This window comes from Pseudomonas sp. NBRC 111132 (assembly GCF_001320565.1).
Lineage (GTDB): Bacteria > Pseudomonadota > Gammaproteobacteria > Pseudomonadales > Pseudomonadaceae > Aquipseudomonas > Aquipseudomonas putida_P.
Window position 1 is genome coordinate 1 of record NZ_BCBI01000060.1, and the last position, 15,466, is coordinate 15,466.

15 protein-coding genes and 1 pseudogene are annotated in these 15,466 nt (G+C 62.7%); 8 read left to right on the forward strand and 8 right to left on the reverse strand.

Annotated features, from left to right (window positions below):
• A partial coding sequence (locus APH35_RS23025) for an Hcp family type VI secretion system effector (RefSeq protein ID WP_060515596.1) occupies positions 1-354 on the reverse strand: 354 nt, incomplete at its 3' end.
• Positions 355-824: 470 nt separating this feature from the next.
• On the opposite strand from APH35_RS23025, the gene hemA reads away from it, so the two are divergent.
• From hemA to APH35_RS23055, 6 genes and pseudogenes are all read left to right on the forward strand, one after another.
• Complete coding sequence (gene hemA, locus APH35_RS23030; RefSeq protein WP_012270484.1) at positions 825-2,102, forward strand: glutamyl-tRNA reductase; 1,278 nt, start codon at positions 825-827, stop codon at positions 2,100-2,102.
• Positions 2,099-3,181 (forward strand): peptide chain release factor 1, encoded by a 1,083-nt coding sequence (gene prfA, locus APH35_RS23035; RefSeq protein ID WP_012270485.1) that lies wholly within the window; start codon positions 2,099-2,101, stop codon positions 3,179-3,181. Before hemA ends, prfA begins: the two co-directional genes overlap by 4 nt.
• A complete protein-coding gene (gene prmC / locus APH35_RS23040; RefSeq protein WP_012270486.1) occupies positions 3,181-4,011 on the forward strand; it encodes a peptide chain release factor N(5)-glutamine methyltransferase in 831 nt (276 codons plus the stop codon). The genes prfA and prmC overlap by 1 nt, the downstream gene beginning before the upstream one ends.
• Positions 4,005-4,760 (forward strand): molybdopterin-synthase adenylyltransferase MoeB, encoded by a 756-nt coding sequence (locus tag APH35_RS23045; RefSeq protein WP_012270487.1) that lies wholly within the window; start codon positions 4,005-4,007, stop codon positions 4,758-4,760. Before prmC ends, APH35_RS23045 begins: the two co-directional genes overlap by 7 nt.
• A pseudogene (gene murI, locus APH35_RS23050) lies at positions 4,753-5,558 on the forward strand (glutamate racemase). The gene APH35_RS23045 and the pseudogene murI overlap by 8 nt, the downstream one beginning before the upstream one ends.
• A gap of 104 nt (positions 5,559-5,662) precedes the next feature.
• The gene (locus APH35_RS23055; RefSeq protein WP_041166373.1) at positions 5,663-6,181 is read left to right on the forward strand and encodes an acyloxyacyl hydrolase; all 519 of its coding nucleotides are present in this window, start codon (positions 5,663-5,665) and stop codon (positions 6,179-6,181) included.
• A 56-nt stretch (positions 6,182-6,237) separates the two neighbouring features.
• On the opposite strand, the gene APH35_RS23060 is transcribed toward APH35_RS23055, so the two are convergent.
• The 5 genes from APH35_RS23060 to APH35_RS23080 form a co-directional block, all read right to left on the reverse strand.
• The gene (locus APH35_RS23060) at positions 6,238-6,936 is read right to left on the reverse strand and encodes an SDR family oxidoreductase (RefSeq protein ID WP_060515588.1); all 699 of its coding nucleotides are present in this window, start codon (positions 6,934-6,936) and stop codon (positions 6,238-6,240) included.
• Positions 6,937-6,947: 11 nt separating this feature from the next.
• Positions 6,948-8,375 carry a deoxyribodipyrimidine photo-lyase gene (gene phrB, locus APH35_RS23065; protein WP_060494164.1) on the reverse strand — a complete coding sequence of 476 codons (1,428 nt, stop codon included), beginning with the start codon at positions 8,373-8,375 and terminating at the stop codon, positions 6,948-6,950.
• On the reverse strand, positions 8,366-9,265 hold the full coding sequence (locus APH35_RS23070) for a MerR family transcriptional regulator (protein WP_060515589.1): 900 nt from the start codon (positions 9,263-9,265) through the stop codon (positions 8,366-8,368). The genes phrB and APH35_RS23070 overlap by 10 nt, the downstream gene beginning before the upstream one ends.
• Positions 9,255-10,223, reverse strand: coding sequence for a YbgA family protein (locus tag APH35_RS23075; RefSeq protein WP_060515590.1), 969 nt, complete (start codon positions 10,221-10,223; stop codon positions 9,255-9,257). The genes APH35_RS23070 and APH35_RS23075 overlap by 11 nt, the downstream gene beginning before the upstream one ends.
• Positions 10,224-10,324: 101 nt before the next feature.
• Positions 10,325-11,311: an NAD(P)/FAD-dependent oxidoreductase gene (locus APH35_RS23080; protein WP_012270494.1), complete on the reverse strand. Its 987-nt coding sequence runs from the start codon at positions 11,309-11,311 to the stop codon at positions 10,325-10,327.
• A gap of 186 nt (positions 11,312-11,497) precedes the next feature.
• Between APH35_RS23080 and APH35_RS23085 the strand changes: the two genes are divergently transcribed.
• Entirely contained in the window at positions 11,498-12,403 is a 906-nt protein-coding gene (locus APH35_RS23085; RefSeq protein WP_060515591.1) for a TIGR01777 family oxidoreductase, read from the forward strand.
• A 13-nt stretch (positions 12,404-12,416) separates the two neighbouring features.
• Positions 12,417-13,430, forward strand: coding sequence for a ferrochelatase (gene hemH / locus APH35_RS23090; protein WP_060515592.1), 1,014 nt, complete (start codon positions 12,417-12,419; stop codon positions 13,428-13,430).
• A gap of 118 nt (positions 13,431-13,548) precedes the next feature.
• Here hemH and APH35_RS23095 read toward each other — a convergent pair whose 3' ends face one another.
• Together APH35_RS23095 and upp are read right to left on the reverse strand one after the other, a co-directional pair.
• Positions 13,549-14,823: a uracil-xanthine permease family protein gene (locus APH35_RS23095; protein WP_012270497.1), complete on the reverse strand. Its 1,275-nt coding sequence runs from the start codon at positions 14,821-14,823 to the stop codon at positions 13,549-13,551.
• Between the two features lie 2 nt (positions 14,824-14,825).
• The gene (gene upp / locus APH35_RS23100) at positions 14,826-15,464 is read right to left on the reverse strand and encodes a uracil phosphoribosyltransferase (protein ID WP_003247366.1); all 639 of its coding nucleotides are present in this window, start codon (positions 15,462-15,464) and stop codon (positions 14,826-14,828) included.
• Positions 15,465-15,466: the final 2 nt, after the last annotated feature.

The following is a 15,466-nucleotide window of genomic DNA, read 5'->3' on the forward strand; positions in this document are numbered from 1 at the left end:
GCCATCGGCAGCACTCTGTGTGTAGTCTGCAATGATTACTTCTTCGAGAATAATCTCGTAATACTTGAGCTTGTCGCCGCCCGCGCGGCACAGTGCGAGTTTGACCTCCTTGAGATGCTGCCCTGCGCAGCTGGCCTCCATGAGCTTGCAACTGGCGCTGTCGAGAAACTTGGTAAAAGTGAAGTGGCTCACCTCGGCGCGCCCCGAAGTGGCGCCCCCTGCCGAGCTGGCAGTGGCGGAAGTGCTTTGGCTTACACCGAAGTCATAACCGGTGACTTCAATCCATTTGCTGTGCTTTTCATCCAGAGCTTCGCCCGCGATGTCGTCGATTTTTATATAAGCGTCAAATGCCATGCTTATCTCTCCTTGGCAATCATTTTCAGGGGTGATGCTGATGGGGAACTTGACCCGGTCAGTGATTGGCAAGGCTAGGCACGGATATTGGGCAAGGCAATAGAGGGGGCTGGCTTTAGGAAATGGACTACAAAGTTGTGGGTGACTTTGCCAACGGTGTATCGCTAAGTTTAATTAATAGGGGTTTTTCGTAGGACATCTGTCCACATTACCAGCGCGCAGGTCGAGAAGCGCGGCGCGGGGAGGTGACCGGAGATAATCGCTTTGCCTGCCCTGGCCTCTTCGCGGGCAAGCCCGCTCCCACAGGATTCGTGCTTGCATCGGCTGCGGCGCTCTGCCGAGAGGGCTGCGGACAGAGCTGCCTTGGAGCCCGGTCGGCCTGGGCTATCACGACAATAGCGAACGGTGGTTGTCCTAAAACCTGCGAAAGAGGACAATTATCGGCTTCCCGTCACAACCAGCGACCTTGCATGGCCTTTCTTGCACTTGGTATCAACCATAAGACTGCCTCGGTAGACGTACGCGAGCGCGTGGCGTTTACCCCAGAGCAGCTGGTAGACGCCCTGCAGCAGCTCTGCCGACTGACATCCAGCCGCGAAGCGGCGATCCTGTCGACCTGCAACCGCAGCGAGCTTTATATAGAGCAGGACCACCTGTCCGCCGATGCCGTGCTGCAATGGCTGGCCGACTATCACCGCCTCAGCCTCGACGAGCTGCGTGCCAGTGCCTACGTGCACGAAGAGCACGATGCCGTGAAGCACATGATGCGCGTGGCCTCTGGGCTGGACTCGCTGGTACTCGGCGAACCACAGATCCTCGGCCAGATGAAGTCCGCCTACGCCGTGGCCCGCGAAGCCGGTACCGTCGGGCCGTTGCTCGGTCGCCTGTTCCAGGCCACCTTCAGTGCCGCCAAGCAGGTGCGTACCGACACCGCCATCGGCGAAAACCCGGTGTCGGTGGCGTTTGCCGCGGTCAGCCTGGCCAAGCAGATCTTCGCCGACCTGGGCCGTAGCCAGGCCTTGTTGATCGGCGCCGGCGAAACCATCACCCTGGTCGCCCGCCACTTGCACGAGCAGGGCGTACGCCGAATCGTGGTGGCCAACCGTACCCTGGAGCGCGCCAGCATCCTGGCCGAGCAGTTCGGCGCGCATGCGGTGCTGCTGGCAGACATCCCCCAGGAACTGGCCAACAGCGACATCGTCATCAGCTCCACCGCCAGCCAGCTGCCGATCCTGGGCAAGGGCGCGGTCGAAAGCGCACTGAAACAGCGCCGGCACAAGCCCATCTTCATGGTCGACATCGCCGTACCACGCGACATCGAAACCGAAGTAGGCGAGTTGGACGATGTCTACCTGTACACCGTCGACGACCTGCACGACGTGGTGGCGGAAAACCTCAAGAGCCGCCAGGGCGCAGCCCAGGCCGCCGAAGAGCTGGTTACCGTGGGGGCAGAGGACTTCATGCTGCGCCTGCGTGAACTGGCGGCGGTGGATGTACTCAAGGCCTACCGGCAGCAAAGCGAGCGCCTTCGCGACGAAGAACTGCAAAAGGCCCAGCGCCTGCTGGCCAACGGCGGCAACCCCGAAGACGTGCTGGCCCAATTGGCCCGGGGCCTGACCAACAAACTCCTGCATGCCCCCAGCGTGCAGTTGAAAAAGCTCTCGGCCGAGGGGCGCGTCGATGCGCTGGCCATGGCCCAGGAACTCTTTGCCCTCAACGAGGGCTCGACGGACAAATCCCCGCAATGAAAGCGTCGCTGCTGAACAAACTGGATATTCTCCAGGACCGCTTCGAAGAACTCACCGCACTGCTCGGTGATGCCGAGGTCATTTCCGACCAGACGCGCTTTCGCGCGTATTCCCGCGAATACGCCGAAGTCGAGCCGGTCTACGCTGCTTATAAAGAGTGGTGCAAAGTCCAGGGCGACCTTGAGGGTGCCCAGGCGCTGCTCAAGGACAGTGACCCGGACCTGCGTGAAATGGCCGTGGAAGAAGTGCGTGAAGCCAAGGAACAACTGCTGACGCTGGAGTCGCAGCTGCAGCGTATGCTGCTGCCCAAGGACCCCAACGACGGCCGCAACGTGTTCCTCGAAATCCGCGCCGGTACCGGTGGCGACGAGGCGGCAATCTTCTCCGGCGACCTGTTCCGCATGTATTCGCGCTACGCCGAGAAACGCGGCTGGCGGCTGGAGATCTTGTCCGAAAACGAAGGCGAGCACGGCGGCTACAAGGAAATCATCGCCCGCGTCGAGGGTGAGAACGTCTACGGCAAACTCAAGTTCGAGTCCGGCGCACACCGCGTCCAGCGTGTGCCCGAGACTGAATCCCAAGGCCGTGTCCATACCTCCGCGTGCACGGTCGCGGTGCTGCCCGAGCCGGACGAGCAGGCAGCCATCGAAATCAACCCGGCCGACCTGCGCGTGGACACTTACCGTGCCTCCGGTGCCGGCGGCCAGCACGTCAACAAGACCGACTCGGCGATCCGTATCACCCACTTGCCCACCGGTATCGTGGTCGAGTGCCAGGAAGAGCGCTCGCAGCACAAGAACCGCGCCCGCGCCATGTCCTGGCTGTCGGCCAAGCTGAACGACATGCAGACCAGCGCCGCGCAGAACGCTATTGCCAGTGAGCGCAAGCTACTGGTGGGCTCCGGTGACCGTTCCGAACGCATCCGCACCTACAATTATCCACAGGGCAGGGTGACCGATCACCGCATCAACCTGACCTTGTATTCCCTGGACGACATCCTCAGCGGTGGCGTAGAGGCGGTGATCGAACCGCTGCTGGCCGAATATCAGGCCGATCAACTGGCCGCCCTGGGGGACTGATGACTATCATCGCCAGCCTACTGCGCAACGCGCAGTTGCCCGAATCGCCTTCTGAGCGGTTGGATGCCGAACTGCTGCTGGCTGCTGCCATCGGCAAGTCGCGCAGTTACCTGCACACCTGGCCTGAGCGTATCGTCAGCAGTGAAGATGCCGAGACCTATGCCGGCTACCTGCAGCGCCGTCGTGGCGGTGAGCCTGTGGCCTATATCCTTGGGCAGCAGGGCTTCTGGAAGATCGACCTGGAAGTGGCGCCGCATACCCTTATCCCGCGGCCCGATACCGAGCTGCTGGTCGAGACGGCCCTTGAACTGCAACCCGCTGCGCCAGCCAAGGTGCTGGACCTGGGGACCGGTACCGGTGCCATCGCGCTGGCGCTGGCCAGCGACCGCCCGGCTTGGCAGGTCACGGCGGTGGACCGGGTGGAGGAGGCTGCAGCCCTGGCCGAGCGCAACCGCCAGCGCCTGGGGCTGGACAACGCCCAGGTGCGGGTAAGCCATTGGTTCGACAGCCTGGCCGGCGAGCGTTTTGACCTGATTGTCAGCAACCCGCCCTACATCGCTGCCGAAGACCCGCACCTGGTTGCCGGGGATGTGCGCTTCGAGCCCAGCAGCGCGCTGGTGGCCGGTGCCGATGGCCTGGACGACTTGCGCGTGATCGCCGCGCAAGCCCCCGCGCACCTTTTGCCGGGTGGCTGGCTGCTGCTGGAGCACGGCTACGATCAGGCCGCTGCAGTACGTGCCTTGCTGGCTGAACAAGGCTTTGTCGAGGTGGCCAGCCGCACGGACCTGGGCGGCCATGAACGCATTACCTTGGGGCGCTTGCCATGCTGACTGATCAGGAATTGCTGCGTTATAGCCGCCAGGTATTGCTGGCTCAGATCGACATCGACGGCCAGCTGCGGCTTAAGAAGAGCAAGGCGCTGATCGTAGGGCTCGGTGGCCTGGGCTCCCCGGTTGCCCTGTACCTGGCCGCCGCCGGGGTGGGGGAGCTGCACCTGGCGGACTTCGACACCGTCGACCTGACCAACCTGCAGCGCCAGGTGATCCATGACAGTGCCAGCGTCGGCATGACCAAGGTCGATTCGGCCTTGCAGCGCCTGCAGGCGATCAACCCGGAAATCGCCCTGGTCGCTCACCGTCAGGCCCTGGACGAGGATTCGCTTGCGGCCGCCGTGGCGGCGGTCGACCTGGTGCTGGACTGCTCCGACAACTTCTCTACCCGCGAGGCGGTCAATGCGGCCTGTGTCGCCGCCGGCAAGCCGTTGGTCAGCGGGGCGGCAATCCGCCTGGAAGGGCAACTGTCGGTGTTCGACCCACGCCGTGACTACAGCCCTTGCTACCACTGCTTGTACGGGCACGGCAGCGAAGCCGAACTGACCTGCAGCGAAGCCGGTGTCATCGGCCCGCTGGTGGGTCTGGTGGGTAGCCTGCAGGCGTTGGAGGCCATGAAGCTGCTGGCCGGCTTCGGCGAGCCGCTGGTCGGCCGCCTGCTGTTGATCGATGCACTCGGCACCCGTATCCGCGAGCTGCGCGTCAAGCGCGACCCGGCTTGTGCTGTCTGTGGCAAGCGCGATGGCTGAGCGCTCGGCGCCGGTCGGCGTGATGGACTCGGGGGTCGGCGGCTTGTCGGTGCTCGCCGAGATCCAGCGCCTGCTGCCCAACGAGACGCTGCTGTATGTGGCCGATTGCGGCCATGTGCCTTACGGCGAGAAGTCGCCGGATTATATCCGCCAGCGCTGCCGACACATTGCCGGGTTCTTCCATGAGCAAGGCGCCAAGGCCATGGTGCTGGCCTGCAACACCGCCACCGTGGCGGCGGTAGCAGACCTGCGCGAGTTGTACCCAACCTGGCCTTTGGTGGGCATGGAACCGGCCGTGAAGCCTGCTGCGGCTGCTACCCGTTCGGGCGTGGTCGGTGTACTGGCAACCACTGGTACCTTGCAGAGTGCCAAGTTCGCAGCCTTGCTCGACCGCTTCGCCAATGATGTGCAGGTGATTACCCAGCCTTGCCCGGGGCTGGTCGAATTGATCGAGACCGGTGACCTGACCAGCCCGGTGTTGCGCCAGATGCTGTGGGGGTACGTGCAGCCACTGCTGGCTGCAGGTTGCGATACGCTGATCCTCGGCTGCACCCATTACCCTTTCCTTCGCCCGTTGCTGGCCGGCATGGTGCCGGCGGATGTGGCTGTCATCGATACGGGCGCTGCCGTAGCACGCCAACTGCAGCGGCTGCTGGGGGCAAATGATCTGCTGGCCGAAGGCCCGGCCGGCGATACCCGCTTCTGGACCAGCGCTGATCCAGAAATCCTAAGAAAAATCCTACCTGTGCTGTGGCATAAGTGCATAAGTGCGGCGATGTGCAAAGCTTTGCGTTGTGAAAAAAACGTGAAAAACAGCTGAACTATCGTTCCACTGCCGCTTTCTACCGCTTTGCCTGACATGAGGCGGACTAATAACAGCATCAGGAAGAAGGATGTTTCTCATGAAGAAACTGCTGGGCTTGGCGGCGGCTGCCGCTTTTACCTTGGGGCAAGTGGTATCGGCGCAAGCAGCCGATGTGTCGTTCTCGGTGGGGCAGACCGGTGACTCGACCATGGTCTACCGTCTGGGGCTGCAATCGAATTGGGATGCCAGCTGGTGGCAGACCAGTGTCGGCCGCCTGACCGGCTACTGGGATGGGGCCTACACCTACTGGGATGGCGACAAAACCGCGAGCAACCATAGCCTGTCGTTCGCGCCAGTGTTCGTCTACGAATTTGCCGGGGAGTCGGTGAAACCCTATATCGAAGCGGGGATCGGCGTGGCGGCGTTCTCCAGCACCGAGCTGGAAAGCAATGAGCTAGGCTCGGCCTTCCAGTTCGAGGACCGCATTGGTTTTGGTCTGCGCTTTGCCGGCGGGCATGAGATCGGAGTGCGGGCGATTCACTATTCCAACGCGGGAATCAAGCAGCCCAACGATGGCGTAGAGAGCTACAGCCTGCATTACCGCATGGCGCTTTGAATTCGCCTGCACCGGCCTCTTCGCGGGCTTGCCCGCGAAGAGGCCGGTTTGAGGCCTTATCGCGTCAAAGGCCACAGGCTACTGATGTCCAGCGTCTCCAGTACCAGTTCTGGTTCTTGCTGCGGCAACCGTCGCAGCAACTCCTCAGCGACACTCTGTGCCGTCCACTCCTCCGGTATCGCCTGTGCCGACGTCACCGGCACCTTGAGCGACTGTGGCGCCACGATGGTCAACGCTATCCCTTGGTCCATCAGGGCCTTGCGCTGCTCGCGCAGCCACTGCGGTGTGTTGTTCCACCCTGCGGTCGTTTGGGTGGGCGCATACAGCTGCAATGCCGAATAACGGTTGAACACCGCCATCACTTGCGCTGAGACGCCCTTCGCCAGCAAAGGCAATGCCTGTGTGAGGCAATGCTCGCCCGCTAGTTGGTTGCTGGTGACGATGGCCTCTATCAGTTCGCTATCGGCCAAATTGTCTGCCAGGTAATCGCAGGTACCGGCGTTGATGATCAACCCATCCAGCGAACACCACGCATGGCATATTTGTTGGCAGGCCGCTGCTGCTTGTCCTTCGGCATGCAACTGCCAGGGCAGGCGCAAAAAGTGCCGACCATGCCGTGCTGCCAAAGCATTCAACTCATCGCTTTCCTTTGCGCTGGCGGCAACGCGATGCCCTTGTTCGAGCAAACGTTCCACCAAAGCCAGACCAAGTCCGTTGCTGGCGCCTGTAACCCAAAAACTTCGTGAGTTAGCCAAGACGTTGTCCTCTAATCCTGCCGACGTGGTAGGCCTTTGAAGGCTTCCAGTGCACGCTGGCGACTGCTGCCGAGATTGACCATTGGACGGTGATACGAATTATTAGCAAAAAGATCATCAGATTTCATCGGCTCATGGATAGTTTTCTCATCCATGTCGCGTAATTCGGGCAGCCAGTGCCGGATGAAGCGCCCCTGTGGGTCGAAACGCTGAGACTGAGAAACTGGGTTGAAAATGCGGAAATAGGGCACAGCGTCGGTGCCGGTGGACGCGCTCCACTGCCAGCCGCCGTTGTTGGCGGCCAGGTCGCCGTCTATCAGGTGGCGCATGAAGTGTCGCTCGCCCTTGCGCCAGTCGATCAGCAGGTTCTTGCTGAGGAACATGGCCACGACCATGCGCAGGCGGTTGTGCATCCATCCGGTGTGCAGCAGTTGGCGCATGGCCGCATCGATGATCGGGAACCCGGTGCGGCCCTGTTTCCAGGCTTCCAGGTCCGCCGGGGCGTCACGCCAGGGCAGGGCTTCGGTATGGGCGCGAAAGGCGCGGTGGCGCGAGACCTGTGGGTAACCGTTCAGGATGTGCTTGTAGAACTCGCGCCAGAGCAGCTCGTTGATCCAGGTCTGCACGCCCGTACTGCCGCTGTCGAACTCGCCCCGGTTGCTGGCCAGTGCGCCGTGCAGGCATTGGCGCGGCGAGATCACGCCAGCGGCCAGGTAGGTGGAGAGCTGGCTGGTGCCGGGCTTGGCAGGCAGGTCACGCAATTGTTGGTAGTCGTCGATGGTTTCGTCCAGAAAGCGGGACAGGCGCGCCTGCGCTTCGGCCTCACCCGCCGGCCAATGCTCACGCAAGGCGCGCGTGGGGGTTTCAAAACCGTCTACGTGTTGTGGAATCGGGTCACTTTGGATTTGCAGCGGTGCCTGACGCTCCACCCGGCGGGCCAGGGCAGGCAGGCTGCGGTGCAGGTGTTCCAGGCAGGTCTTCTTGAACTGGCTGAAGACCTGGAAGTAGTCGCCGCTGCGGGTAAGGATGGTGCCAGGGCGGAACAACAGCTGGTCGAGGTGGCTGCAGGCCTGGATGGACGACTTCTCCAGCAGCGCGCGGGTCGCATCGTCGCGTTGCTGTTCGTTGATGCCGTACTCTTCGTTCCAGTGCACGCTTTGCACCTGGTGTTGGCGGCATACATCGAGCACCGCCTGGGGGGCCTGGTCCCAGGTGTCGATCTTGCGGATCAGCAGGGGGATATTCAGGCCTTCGAGCGATTGGCGCAGGGCGCGCAAGTTGCGCAGCCAGAAGTCGACCTTGCAGGCGGCGTCGTCATGGGCTTGCCATTGCCCTGGGCTGACCAGCCACAGGGCGATGGTCGGCCCGCGCTCGGTGGCGGCGCTGAGTGCAGTGTTGTCATCGATGCGCAGGTCGCTGCGCAGCCAGGTCAGGTGCATGGGGTATTCATCTCTACAGGCTGACGGTCATGGGCTTGAAGCAAGCGCAATGCCGCCTGCGGGGTATCGAACAGAAAAACATCGGGCAGCGCGCAAGCCTGCAAGCGGGCTTCGTGCAGGGGCAGCGTAGCGCCGCCCAGCAGCGTGATACCGGGCATGCCTTGCAGGGTGCGTAGCAGCGCCTTGTCATCGATGCGTGGGCCCAGATGCAGCAGCACGGCCCGTGGTTTGAGCGCATTGACCGCGTGGTGCAGTTGCGGGCCGGCGACTGGGTGCTCGAACACTTCGACCGGCACGCCGTTGCTGGTGAACAGCCAGGCGCACAACCACAGGCCTGGGCTGAAGGCCCGCTCGCAGTCCTCCACCAGCAATACGGCGGGGCCTTGCAGCAATTGGTTGTCGTGGTAAATGCGGGCGCCGAGCTTGCTGCGCAGCCAACTGTGGAAAAACACTTGCTCAAGCCGCGCATTGAAGTAGTTGCGCCAGCGCAGGTCGAGCAGATCGAGCAGTGGCAGCAGCAATTGCTCGCACAGGGTGACGGCCGGGTACAGGGCCATGGCCTGGTTGAGCTGTTGGTCCAGCGTGCGCTGCGACAGGTTGGCGACGGCCTCGATCAATTGGAACTGCCTGGCCTGCCAGTCGCCTTTGGGTGGCGTGCTGGAGGGTTTGTCGAGCAGCTCGCGTACTTGACCGACCGATGCGCCTCGCTGCAACCAGCCAAGGATCGCCTCGACCCGCTCGAGCTGTTCCAAGGGGTACAGGCGATGCCCCTTGGCGGTGCGCTGGGGTTTGAGCAGGCCATACCGGCGTTCCCAGGCGCGCAAGGTGACCGGATTGACGCCGGTACGGCGGGCCAGTTCACCGATGGGCAGCAAGGTTTCAGACTGCATTGCGCAAGCCCAGGCTTTCAGGGTGCGGTTGCAGGTAGGCCTGCTGCTGCAGGTACGGGTCAGGGTGCTTGCGCAGATAGTGCTTGAGCAGGGTCAGGGGCACTACCAGCGGCACGACGCCCTGTTGGTACTGGCCGATGACCGTCTGCAACTCGGCCTTGTCCTGCTGCGTCAGGGCATCCTTGAAGTAACCGCTCAGGTGCTGCAGCACGTTGCAGTGGGTGCCGCGGCTGGCGCAGCGGCGCAGGGCCTGCATCAGTTGGCTGAAATAGCGCGGGCCGAAGCTGAGCGGGTCGTCATCCTTGCTCATGCTGCCAAGCAGGCGGCCGAGGGTGCGATAGGCCTGCGGGTTGTTGGCCATCAGCAAATACTTGTAGCGCGAGTGAAAGCGCACCAGGGCGCCACGGCTCAGCCCTTCGGCCAGCAGGCGCTGCCAGTCGGCGTAGGCGTATACGCGGCTGATGAAGTTCTCGCGCAGCACGGGGTCATGCAGGCGGCCTTCTTCTTCAACGGGCAGGTCCGGGCGCAGAGCGCAGAAAGCGTGGGCATAGACGCCACGCCCGCCATGCAAGGCTGGGTGGCCGTTGGCCTGGTAAACCTTGACCCGTTCCAGGCCGCAAGAAGGTGACTTCTGCATGAAGATGTAGCCGCAGATGTCGTCGAGCTCAGCCGCCATTTGTTCGCCATAGGTGCGCAGCGGGCCGGTCAGGTCCATGCCAGGGTCGCGGGTGCCGACCACTTCGGGTTGTTCGGGGTTGCCTACCAGGCGAATGGGGTCACGCGGAATGCCCAGGCCGATTGCCACTTCCGGGCACACGGGCAGCCATTCGAAGTGTTGTTCCAGCTGTGTACGGCAAAGATCGGAGGCCTTGTGGCCGCCGTTGTAGCGCACGCTGTGCCCAGTCAGGCAGGCACTGATGGCGATACGCGGCTTGCTGCAGGCGAAAGAGTCGAGCATGGCTGCCTCCGAAAAAACCTGTACATTACTAAAAACTTGTACAGGTTTATTCCAGCACAGCCCAGCCGTTATGCAAACCAGTATTTTTGTATAGCGCTACATCACTCAAGGTGTTCGAGCAAACGTCGCGCGGCTTCCTGGCCACTGAGCCACGCGCCTTCGACACGCCCGGAAAGGCACCAGTCACCGCAGGCGTACAAGCCCTGATCGGCATCGGCCAATGCGCCCCATTCATGGTTGCTGCTGGGGCGGGCGTAGAGCCAGCGGTGCGCCAGAGCGAAGGTGGGCGCCGGTACCACGCAGCCGACCAGTTCGGCGAATTCGCCCCACAGCTGTTCGATCACTTCTTCCTTGGACAGGTCGATGTGCTGCCGGCTCCAGTCCGAGGTGGCGTGCAGTACCCAGGTATCCAGGTGCTCGTCGCGGCCGGGTTTGCTGCGATTGCGGGCCAGCCAGTCGAGTGGGTTGTCCTGCACGAAGCAGCCTTGCATCGGGGTATCCAACGGTGACTGGAAGGCCAGGGCGACGGCCCAGGTCGGTTCCATCTGTACACCGGCGGCCACGGCGGCCAATTTAGGGGTTGCCGCCAGCAGTGGTGTGGCCTGCGGGGCCGGTACGGCGATTACCACGCGGCTGTAGGGGCCATGGCTGCAGCCTTCGGTATCCTGCAGGTGCCAATACTGCTTGCCGCGAAACACTTCCGCTATACGGCAGCCGAAGTTGACCGTCACGTCCTTGAGCAGGCCACGGGTGATCGCACTCATGCGTGGCACGCCTACCCAGCGCGTCTGCTCGTCGGGGGAGGGGGTGAGTTCGCCATCACGGTAGTTGTACAGCTGCGGCTTCCACTGCTCGGCCCAGCCAGCGGCAACCCATTGTTGCACCTGATCGACAAAGCGCCGGTCACGGGCGGTGAAGTACTGGGCGCCGAGGTCGAGTGCGCCAGCCTCGCTGCGCTTGCTGGCCATGCGCCCGCCACTGCCGTGGCCTTTGTCGAACAAATGCACGGATTGTCCGGCCTTCTGCAAGGCCTGGGCGGCTGACAAACCGGCGATACCGGCCCCGATGATGGCGATAGGTACTGTCATGATGGCCTCTTCAAACCTTGCTGTGAGCAGACTACGCTGTCAGGCAAACCTGTACAATGCAGAACTTTTGTATAAGGTTATTCCGCTTTGGTGGTAGGTTGGCCTATGTTTATCCGAGAGCGTCGGGTCAAAAAAGTGCCTTGATGTTAAAAATAGACCACCGCCGCACTCTGCGAGGACACAGCCATGCATATATTGCTGACAGGTGGCACCGGTTTGATTGGCAAGCATCTGTGCCAGTACTGGCTTGGCCAGGGGCATCGGCTCACGGTATGGAGCCGGCGTCCTGAGCAGGTGGCGAAAATTTGCGGTAGTGGCGTGCGTGGCATCGCCCGCCTGGAGCAACTGGAAGCAGACGATCATCTTGATGCGGTGGTCAACCTTGCCGGTGCGCCAATCGCGGATAGGCCCTGGACGGCGGCCCGGCGCAACGTGCTGTGGGCCAGCCGCGTCACCCTCACCGAGCAGCTGCTGGCGTGGCTGGGCTCCCGTGAACAGCGCCCGCAAGTGCTGATTTCCGGCTCTGCGGTAGGCTGGTACGGTGACGGCGGCGAACGCGAGCTGACCGAGGCCTCACCACCGGTGCGGGAAGACTTCGCCAGCCAGTTGTGTATTGCCTGGGAAGAGACGGCACAGCGTTCTCAAGCGCAAGGAATCCGCGTGGTATTGGTGCGCACCGGGTTGGTGCTGGCCAGCGATGGCGGCTTTTTGTCGCGCCTGCGCGTGCCCTTCAAACTGGGGCTGGGTGGGCCTTTGGGCGGTGGGCGGCAGTGGATGCCCTGGGTGCATATAGACGACCAGGTCGCCCTGATTGATTTTCTCTTGCAGCACAAGGATGCCAGCGGTCCTTATAATGCCTGCGCCCCAGAGCCGGTGCGCAACCGTGAGTTCGCCAGGCGGCTGGGCCGTGCGCTGCATAGGCCGGCGCTGCTGCCTATGCCGGCGCTGCTGCTCAAGGCCGGCCTTGGCGAAATGTCGACCTTGCTGCTGGGCGGCCAGCGGGCGCGCCCGGTGCGCTTGCTGGCGGCGGGCTTCACCTTCCGCTTCAACGATCTGCAATCGGCGCTGGACAACCTGTCCAGCCGCCTCTGACATAGGACGCTGCATGACCGATCACGCCCTGCTGCTGGTCAACCTGGGTTCCCCGGCCTCCACCTCGGTGGCCGATGTGCGCCGCTACCTCAACCAGTTCCTGATGGACCCCTATGTGATCGACCTGCCTTGGCCGGTGCGGCGCTTGCTGGTGTCACTGATCCTGGTCAAGCGCCCGGAGCAGTCGGCACATGCCTATGGTTCGATCTGGTGGGAGGAGGGCTCGCCACTGGTGGTGCTGACCCGTCGCCTGCAGGCGGCAATGGTCGAACACTGGCCCCATGGCCCGGTGGAAATCGCCATGCGCTATGGCCAGCCGGCTTTGCCCGAAGTGTTGGAGCGCCTGGCCGCCCAAGGCGTGCGCAAGGTGACGTTGGCACCGCTTTATCCACAGTTCGCCGACAGTACGGTGACCACGGTGGTCGAGCTGGCGAAACAGACGGTCAGTGAGCGCGGGTTGCCGTTGCAGATGCGCGTGCTGCGGCCGTTCTACGATCACCCTGACTACATCGAGGCACTGGCTGCCAGCGCCCGGCCGTACCTGGAGCAGGATTACGACCACCTGCTGCTGAGCTTCCACGGTTTGCCGGAGCGGCACCTGAAGAAGCTGGACCCGACCGGTAATCACGACTTCCAGGCAGCTGACTGCTGCAAGGATGCCAGCGCCGAGATGCGCGCTGTGTGCTACCGCGGGCAATGCCTGGCTACAGCCAAGGCCTTTGCTCAGAAAATGGGCATACCCGATGGTAAGTGGTCGGTGTCGTTCCAGTCGCGGTTGGGGCGGGCCAAGTGGATCGAACCCTATACCGAGGCGCGGTTGGACGAGCTGGGCAAGGCGGGCGTGAAGAAGCTGCTGGTGATGTGCCCGGCGTTCGTCGCCGATTGCATCGAAACGCTGGAAGAAATCGGCATGCGGGGCAGCGAGCAGTTTGTAGAGGCGGGTGGGCGAGAGCTGGTGCTGGTGCCGTGCCTGAATGATCACCCGGAATGGGTGAGGGTGTTGGCGGATATGTGTGAAAAGGCCTGAATAGCTGGGGGCCGCTTTGCGGCCCTATCGCGACACAAGGCCGCTCCTACAAGCAGATCGCGGTCCCCTGTAGGAGCGGCCTTGTGTCGCGAAAGGGCTGCAGAGCAGCCCCGCGATCTTAAGGCAACTGGTCATCCAGCTTCTTGTGCTTCCAGCCATCGTTGCCCGGCAGGATCAGATTCAGGGCAATAGCCACGATGGCGCACAGGGCGATGCCCTTCAGGCCCCAGTCATCCGGGCCGTCACCACTGCCGATCAGCACGCCGCCGATGCCGAACACCAGGGTCACCGACACGATCACCAGGTTGCGTGCTTCGGCCAGGTCGATCTTGTGGCGGATCATGGTGTTCATGCCCACTGCCGCAATCGAGCCGAACAGCAGGCACAGGATACCGCCCATCACCGGTACCGGAATGCTCTGCAGCAGCGCGCCGAACTTGCCGATGAATGCCAGTGTGATGGCGAAAATCGCCGCCCAGGTCATGATCTTCGGGTTGTAGTTCTTGGTCAGCATCACCGCGCCGGTCACTTCGGCGTAGGTGGTGTTGGGCGGGCCGCCGAACAGGCCGGCTGCAGTGGTAGCCAGGCCATCACCCAGCAGGGTGCGGTGCAGGCCGGGTTTTTTCAGGTAGTCACGGCCAGTCACGCTGCCGACCGCGATCACCCCGCCGATATGCTCGATCGCTGGCGCCAAGGCAACCGGTACGATGAACAGAATGGCCTGCCAGTTGAACGCAGGTGCGGTGAAATTGGGAATTTCCAGCCACGGTGCAGCGGCGATCTTGGCTGTGTCGACCACGCCAAAGGCGAATGACAGGGCAAAGCCCACCAGTACGCCGGAAATGATCGGTACCAGGCGGAAAATGCCTTTGCCGAACACGGCGACGACCAGGGTTGTCAGCAGGGCTGGCATGGAGATCAGCATGGCGGTCTTGTACGGCATCAGTGCCGCGCCGTCGCCACCCTTGCCCATCGCCATGTTGGCGGCGATTGGCGCCATGGCCAGGCCGATGGAGATGATCACCGGGCCGATCACCACCGGTGGCAGCATGCGGTCGATGAAGCCAGTGCCTTTGATTTTTACCATCAGGCCCATGAAGGTGTACACGAAGCCTGCAGCCATCACGCCGCCCATGGTCTCGGCCAGGCCGAACTGGCCCTTGGCGAGGATGATCGGGGTGATGAAGGCAAAGCTCGAGGCCAGGAACACCGGCACCTGGCGGCCGGTGACCAGCTGGAACAGCAGCGTGCCGATGCCGGCGGTGAACAGCGCGACGTTCGGGTCGAGGCCGGTGATCAGGGGCATCAGCACCAGCGCGCCGAATGCCACGAAGAGCATCTGCGCGCCCGAAACGACCTGGCGCCACAGCGGGTCGTTGAAGCCGTCCTGCATGGTCAGGCGTCCTTTTGCTTGGTGCCGAAGATCTTGTCACCGGCATCGCCCAGGCCCGGCACGATGTAGCCGTGTTCGTTCAGGCGCTGGTCGATCGAGGCGGTGTAGATCTTCACGTCCGGGTGGGCTTTTTCCACCACTTCGATGCCTTCTGGCGCGGCGACCAGCACCATGGCGCGGATCTCTTTGCAGCCGGCCTTTTTAAGCAGGTCGATGGTGGCGACCATCGAGCCGCCGGTGGCCAGCATCGGGTCGATGATCAGGGCCAGGCGCTGGTTGATGTCCGGCGCGAGCTTTTCCAGGTAGGTGTGGGCTTCGAGGGTTTCTTCGTTACGGGCAACACCGACGGCGCTGACCTTCGCCCCAGGGATCAGGCTGAGCACGCCGTCGAGCATGCCGATGCCGGCGCGCAGGATCGGTACTACAGTAATCTTCTTGCCGGCGATTTTTTCAACCGAGACCTTGCCACACCAGCCATCGATCTCGTAGGTTTCGAGGGGCAGGTCCTGGGTGGCTTCATACGTCAGGAGCGCGCCGACTTCCTGGGCGAGTTCGCGAAAATTCTTGGTGCTGATATCGGCACGGCGCATCAGGCCGAGCTTGTGGCGGATCAGCGGATGGCGGATCTCACGAGTGGGCATAG

Bases quoted from the DNA above. Each gene is read 5' to 3' on its own strand.
- hemA (WP_012270484.1), top strand. From the start codon at position 825: ATGGCCTTTCTTGCACTTGGTATCAACCATAAGACTGCCTCGGTAGAC.
- prfA (WP_012270485.1), top strand. From the start codon at position 2,099: ATGAAAGCGTCGCTGCTGAACAAACTGGATATTCTCCAGGACCGCTTC.
- prmC (WP_012270486.1), top strand. From the start codon at position 3,181: ATGACTATCATCGCCAGCCTACTGCGCAACGCGCAGTTGCCCGAATCG.
- APH35_RS23045 (WP_012270487.1), top strand. From the start codon at position 4,005: ATGCTGACTGATCAGGAATTGCTGCGTTATAGCCGCCAGGTATTGCTG.
- APH35_RS23055 (WP_041166373.1), top strand. From the start codon at position 5,663: ATGAAGAAACTGCTGGGCTTGGCGGCGGCTGCCGCTTTTACCTTGGGG.
- phrB (WP_060494164.1), bottom strand. From the start codon at position 8,375: ATGCACCTGACCTGGCTGCGCAGCGACCTGCGCATCGATGACAACACT.
- APH35_RS23070 (WP_060515589.1), bottom strand. From the start codon at position 9,265: ATGCAGTCTGAAACCTTGCTGCCCATCGGTGAACTGGCCCGCCGTACC.
- APH35_RS23075 (WP_060515590.1), bottom strand. From the start codon at position 10,223: ATGCTCGACTCTTTCGCCTGCAGCAAGCCGCGTATCGCCATCAGTGCC.
- APH35_RS23080 (WP_012270494.1), bottom strand. From the start codon at position 11,311: ATGACAGTACCTATCGCCATCATCGGGGCCGGTATCGCCGGTTTGTCA.
- APH35_RS23085 (WP_060515591.1), top strand. From the start codon at position 11,498: ATGCATATATTGCTGACAGGTGGCACCGGTTTGATTGGCAAGCATCTG.
- hemH (WP_060515592.1), top strand. From the start codon at position 12,417: ATGACCGATCACGCCCTGCTGCTGGTCAACCTGGGTTCCCCGGCCTCC.
- APH35_RS23095 (WP_012270497.1), bottom strand. From the start codon at position 14,823: ATGCAGGACGGCTTCAACGACCCGCTGTGGCGCCAGGTCGTTTCGGGC.
- upp (WP_003247366.1), bottom strand. From the start codon at position 15,464: ATGCCCACTCGTGAGATCCGCCATCCGCTGATCCGCCACAAGCTCGGC.